Below are 6,229 nucleotides of genomic sequence, written 5' to 3' on the forward strand. Positions count from 1 at the left end.
AGTTCTCATTTATGGATTGTCAACAGAGCCATTGATATTATGTCCCAAAATACGACTGTTGTGAAGCAAAATGAGACAGCTCTATTAAATGAATGGCGTACGGATCTAGAGAAAGGTATTTACTCTGCAGATTATGAAAACCCATACTATGATAATTCTACATTTGCTTCACACTTCTATGATCCTGATTCAGGAAAAACGTATATTCCATTTGCTAAACAAGCAAAGCAAACAGGAGCGAAATATTTTAAACTAGCTGGTGAAGCTTATCAAAATAAAGATCTGAAAAATGCATTCTTCTATTTAGGATTATCACTTCATTATTTAGGGGATGTCAACCAACCAATGCATGCAGCAAACTTTACTAACATTTCGCATCCATTTGGCTTCCACTCAAAATATGAAAACTTCGTTGATACAGTGAAAGACAATTATAGAGTAACAGATGGAAATGGCTATTGGAATTGGCAAAGTGTAAATCCAGAAGATTGGGTTCATGCATCAGCAGCAGCAGCAAAGGCTGATTTCCCATCAATTGTTAATGATAATACGAAAAATTGGTTCCTAAAAGCAGCTGTATCACAAGACTCTGCTGATAAATGGCGTGCGGAAGTAACACCGGTAACAGGAAAACGTTTAATCGAAGCACAGCGTATTACAGCTGGATATATCCATTTATGGTTTGATACGTACGTGAATAACAAATAACAAAATACACTTATACATGGCAAAAGTTATGTATGTTATAAAGTGAAACTTCCAACGGTGGAGGAGCATTCCCCACCTATCTTCTTTAGTTCTCTCCGAATCTTGATGTGGAAGTCTTACTGACCGTAAATAGTGAGATAAAGTAAAACGGAAACGACTATTGGGTTCAAGGGTCATCCTGAGAGTAAATACCATAATTTGAGTTTGATAAGTGTATTTTAGAAATTTCCAAGCCTTTCAAATCAATGAAAGACTTTTATAACATTTATAAGTGGGAGCGCCACATGCCCATCAACTTAAGAATTTTATAACACCTCAAAACAAAAAAATTGTACATTTTCACATGAAGATGTCAATTTTCTTGTTTTGGGGTATTTGTATTTCTTAGCTTGATAGCGATGTGGCGATACCCCATAGTAAGAGAAATTTTCATTGTATTAATTTGATAAAAGGATATAATGGGCTAGTGAGGAAATCGGCGTTTTGCATGAAAGATAGAATGGATTTGAATGAAGGGACTGACTTATATGAATAGAAGAAAGAATTGTAAATTACAAAAACCAATGAAAGTATTTATGGCATCTGCTGTTTTGACAACGACATTATTTACGTCTATGACTGTAAATAGTTTGAACATTCATGCTGAAACTACGCAAACTCAGGCGCAATATGAAGAGAGGACGTTTGAACTTCTGAGTACAGGACATTATATGGGTGAAGCAAAAAGAGAAAGAAGAAGAGAGCAACGAAACTATACGCCAACAGGAATCTATGTAAAACCGAATGAACAAGTGACAATTGAAGTATCGGGATTATCAGGATTAGAGAAGCTTGGAGCAACTATTGGGACAAATGAATATGATAAAGAAGGAGGAAAAGCATTTCGTCTTTCTTCTGGTTCTAACACTATCTCCTCTCCAAACGGTGGTTTATTAGGATTTGATAACTGTGAAGGGAAAGGAACTGTTAGGGTGAAAGTAACACAAGGCGGGAGTCCTATTCCATTCTTTGAATTAGGGAAGCATAAGAAAGAAGACTGGATTGCCATGATGGACAAATATCCAGATGCACATGCCGTTCAATTAAAGTCAAAAAAAGCAGTACTTACTGTTACTCAGGAAAGTGCCAAGAAATATATTGTGGATCAAGATCCTGTTCCTTTATTAAAAAAATATGATGAAATGATTCTAGCACAAGATAGAATATCGGGACTATCTGAAACAAATACTAATCCGTTACATCGTTCAACTCGCCGTCTTTGGGCTTTTGTAGAAAATCCTAACAAACCAGATTGGGGTATGTATTTAAGTCAAGATGGAGCCGTATTTACGACTGCTGGTGATGCAATTGAAAGTACTTTAAATGTAAATGAATTTGGATGGGGACAAATGCATGAAGCAGGGCATGCAAGACAACAATACCCTTGGATGTGGTATGGATTGGATGAAGTCACTGTTAATATTTATTCTTTAGCTGCACAAAAGCAATTATTCCCGAATCAACCAACACGGTTAGAAAAAGAGGGAGATTACGATAGAGCCTTTCAATACTTAAAACAAACAGATAAAGAGTATAAAAATATTAATGACGTGTTTGTGGAACTTGTTATGTTTTGGCAACTTCATTTAGCATATGGGGAAGATTTTTATCCGAATCTTCACAAATTATATCGAGAGTTATCAAAAGATAAACTTCCAGCAACGGATGAAGAGAAAATACAAGCATTTATTTACAATACATCGAAAGTAGCGAAACAAAATTTACTTCCATTCTTTGATCAATGGGGACTGAAAGCATCACAAGAAACGAGAAAAAAAGTAGAAGCTTTGAGATATCCAACATTAACTTCTCCTATATGGGAAGCGACGGATGCAAAACCTGTTAAAGCAGTAGCTGCGTATGATTCAAGAAAATAATGAAAGCAAGTGTGTGAACTAGCTAGTAATGCAATCGATGACAATCCAAATACAATTTGGCATAGCTAATAGGGCACATCATATAATTCCTTATAAACAAGGGGGATTACGATATAACAGGTATGAAAATAAATAACATTCCTGTGGCAGATCCTCTCGAGCTATACTATCATGTGAATAAAAGTAAACAATCAGTGTTTCCCTTCAAAATTGGCCCTTTTAAATAATGGATTCATTTTTGAATGATTACCTCAAAATCAAAGAAGCTTACCTATTAGATATGTATAATAGGTAAGCTTCTTTATTTTTCAAGGGTTCTCAGAACTTAGGTCTTTATAACAAAACGGCCATCTTATGCTTCTTGTTACAGGACCTCCGTTTAAAACTTTAATTCTCTTATTACTGTTAAGATAAATTTATTCTAGTTCCTAAAACTCACTTATTTCTTAATAGGGGGTAGCACCACATACCCATCAACTTAAAAATTCAGAATTACCCCAAACCAAAAATTTCGTATCTCTATAGGTATTTTATGATTGATGATTTAGTCGACTGTTCGTAATGCTGGAATTTTAAAGTATATATATAAGGTAAATGCTATTAAAGATAGGGCACCAACCATAATAATAAATTTTATATCTATCTCAAGTGAAAGACTTAATGAAGTCAATCCATAGGAAATAGGTGTTAATCCCATGGAAGAGACTGTTTGAATACTCATTACTCTCCCAATCATTTCTGGTTCAGCTTCATTTTGTACAACAGAAACAGCACATATATTAGAAATTGTCATTGATATCCCCAAAAAAACAACAATAACAACGCTTTGCCATAGTTCATTGCTAAAACTTAATATCAAGAAACAAAGTCCTACAAACATTTGAGATGTCAGGCTAAGAATTCCTCTCTTTCTTTTGAGGTTTATAATACCAAGGATGATAGAACCCAGCACCATCCCGATAGCTAAAAACGACATTATAAAACTGTAGTCTATTGTTTGGCCTTTCAATATATTTTTAACGAAAATTGGAAAACCTATAGTTAATGGACCTATGAAAAAAAGATTCAAAAATAATGTTTTTAAAAGGAAAGCCATTAATATTGGTGCCTTCTTAACATAATTAATTCCCTCTTTTAAACTTAAAAGCAAATGATGCTTATTTTCTTGAGTATTAACAACTTTTTTATTAACTTTAATAAAAAATATAAAACCACTACCTAAAATTAGCAGGATCGTAATCAAACTAAAAATCCCTGTATAATCAAATCCAACAATTATAAACCCACTTATCATTGGACCCAAAATTGAAGTAGATTGACTTGTAGTCTGAATAATTGAATTCGCTCTTGTTAGAAATTCTTTCGGAACAATAACGGGAGTAATAGAACTAGATGCAGGCCAGAAAAACGCATCCAAAACACCAAAAAATAACGCAAATATAATTAATGTCCAGAGATTTATCTCACCTGTAAATAATAACAATAAAACTAATCCTCCAATTAATATGGCTTTTGTTAAGTTTGAAAAAAACATTATTTTCGATTGACTTAGTCTATCAGCTAACACGCCGCCTAACAACATAAATATAATCCGAGGAATTGCTCCAATAATATAAATAATCCCTAAGGAAGCTTCTAAATTTAACTCCTGGACAACGTACCATGCTTCAGCAAAATAAAACATACTGAAACTCAATCCAGAGAAGATGGTACTAACCCAAAGCAATATAAAAGATTTTTGTTTGAATAAGGATTTAACTTTTGTCGAGACTGCAGTTTTTTGTAAAACAGGTTCACTCATCTTGATCACCTTCCTTAAAATAAGGCTCATCTATTTGGAATCCAACTGTGGCTAAGTAAAACCATTCCGCGTCACTATTTTCAATTTCATCAATATCATGGAGTTCTTTTAAAAGATTATGATATTTAGCAACCCATTCTTCAAATCGCTTTTTTGTTGTGCGAATTTCTATTTGACTTGATATTCTAGCCCATTCTTCTGGCTTTTCAGATTGTGTTAAAAAAGCATTTTCAGGAGCTGCTAAAGCATGACTCTTTGCTCTCTCTAAAGTTGCAATGGTTAATAACCTACGACTTTCTCCGTATTCTGAATGAAAAGGTAATAAATTATTAGAGGGGATAAAACTTTTAGCAACTGCTTGGTATAGTTTCTGAGTCATATTTCTTTTCTTATTTTCCTCTACTATTTGGACTAAACCATTCTTTTCTAGATCACGTAAGTGATAGTGAATTTTCGAACGAGATAAACCAATAATTTGTGACAATTGTTGTCCTGAACGAGGTTCTTCAATCAAAAAAGAAAGAATCTCAACTCTTAATGGATCACTTAATGATTTTAATTGTTCATACTCATTTAGAATTAATATATCTTTTTGTAACATTTAACATGTTCCTTTCATCTGACTAGTCAGTTTTTATTGACATAAATATAACTGTTTTTTTTGACTATTGTCAATGAAAATAAAATATTTTCTAAAAAATAAAAAAACGTTATCCTGTTTCTATAATCATAGGAAAGGATGGCGTTATTGTATGTCTATTTCTGTATCTGATGAATTACAACTATTTGCTCAAGAGATTCAAAGCTTTTTATCTCCAAATACCTTACGGAATCTTGCCAGAGATGTTGGTTTTGTACAACGAACCAGTAAGTACCAAGCAAAAGATTTAGTAGCTTTATGTGTATGGGTGAGCCAAAATGTAGCTATGACTTCTTTAACTCAGTTATCTAGCTGTTTAGAAGCATCAACAGAAGTACTCATCAGTCCTGAGGGACTGAATCAACGGTTTAATAAGGCGGCCGTCCAACTTTTACAACACCTACTAGCCGAACTACTAAGCAAAAAACTGGCCGCATCTATGCCAATTTCTTCTCCATACACTTCTGTTTTCAAGCGTATTCGTATTTTAGATTCAACTGCATTTCAACTCCCGGATGTATTTTCATCGGTTTATCCAGGTGCAGGAGGATGCAGCCATACGGCTGGGATAAAAATTCAACTTGAGTATGATTTGTTAAGTGGACAGTTCCTACATATTCATACAGGTCCAGGTAAACAACATGATCGCACTTACGGCTCTCTGTGTGCCCCAACTGTGACAGCGAATGATTTATGTATCCGAGATTTAGGTTATTTTCATTTAAAAGACCTTCAATATATACAAGATCAAGAGGCCTACTATATTTCTCGTATCAAGTCGAATACACGTATTTATCAAAAAAATCCTAACCCTGATTATTTTCAAGATGGAAGAATTAAGAAAGGTACAGAGCATATACAGATAGATATGGAGACGGTAATGAACTCCCTTCAACCAGGGCAAACATGTGAAATATCTGATGCTTATGTAGGAATGATTGATAAAGTGCCAGCTCGTGTAATTGTCCATCGATTAACAAAACAACAGCAACAAAAACGATTACAAGATCAAGCTGTAAGAGAAAAAAAGAAAGGAATGAAATATTCTCCTCGTAGTAAACGACTCAGTGGTATCAACGTATATATGACAAACACCCCTACAGATATTGTCCCGATGGGACAGGTACATGACTGGTATTCTTTGCGTTGGCAAATCGGCGTGTC

At 34.3% G+C, this 6,229-nt stretch carries 5 protein-coding genes; 3 read left to right on the top strand and 2 right to left on the bottom strand.

Annotated features, from left to right (window positions below):
* Both CN288_RS27600 and CN288_RS27605 read left to right on the top strand, forming a co-directional pair.
* A partial coding sequence (locus CN288_RS27600) for a phospholipase C (protein ID WP_098303617.1) occupies positions 1 to 708 on the top strand: 708 nt, incomplete at its 5' end.
* A 527-nt stretch (positions 709 to 1,235) separates the two neighbouring features.
* Positions 1,236 to 2,624: a M60 family metallopeptidase gene (locus CN288_RS27605; protein WP_098303618.1), complete on the top strand. Its 1,389-nt coding sequence runs from the start codon at positions 1,236 to 1,238 to the stop codon at positions 2,622 to 2,624.
* Positions 2,625 to 3,168: 544 nt separating this feature from the next.
* Here CN288_RS27605 and CN288_RS27610 read toward each other — a convergent pair.
* Both CN288_RS27610 and CN288_RS27615 read right to left on the bottom strand, forming a co-directional pair.
* The gene (locus CN288_RS27610) at positions 3,169 to 4,425 is read right to left on the bottom strand and encodes an MFS transporter (RefSeq protein WP_098303619.1); all 1,257 of its coding nucleotides are present in this window, start codon (positions 4,423 to 4,425) and stop codon (positions 3,169 to 3,171) included.
* A complete protein-coding gene (locus CN288_RS27615; RefSeq protein WP_078214357.1) occupies positions 4,418 to 5,026 on the bottom strand; it encodes an ArsR/SmtB family transcription factor in 609 nt (202 codons plus the stop codon). Before CN288_RS27615 ends, CN288_RS27610 begins: the two co-directional genes overlap by 8 nt.
* Before the next feature lie 151 nt (positions 5,027 to 5,177).
* Between CN288_RS27615 and CN288_RS27620 the strand changes: the two genes are divergently transcribed.
* The coding region (locus tag CN288_RS27620) for an IS4 family transposase (protein WP_098303620.1) at positions 5,178 to 6,229 on the top strand (1,052 nt) is incomplete at its 3' end.

Source organism: Bacillus sp. AFS023182, assembly GCF_002560575.1.
Taxonomy (GTDB): domain Bacteria; phylum Bacillota; class Bacilli; order Bacillales; family Bacillaceae_G; genus Bacillus_A; species Bacillus_A arachidis.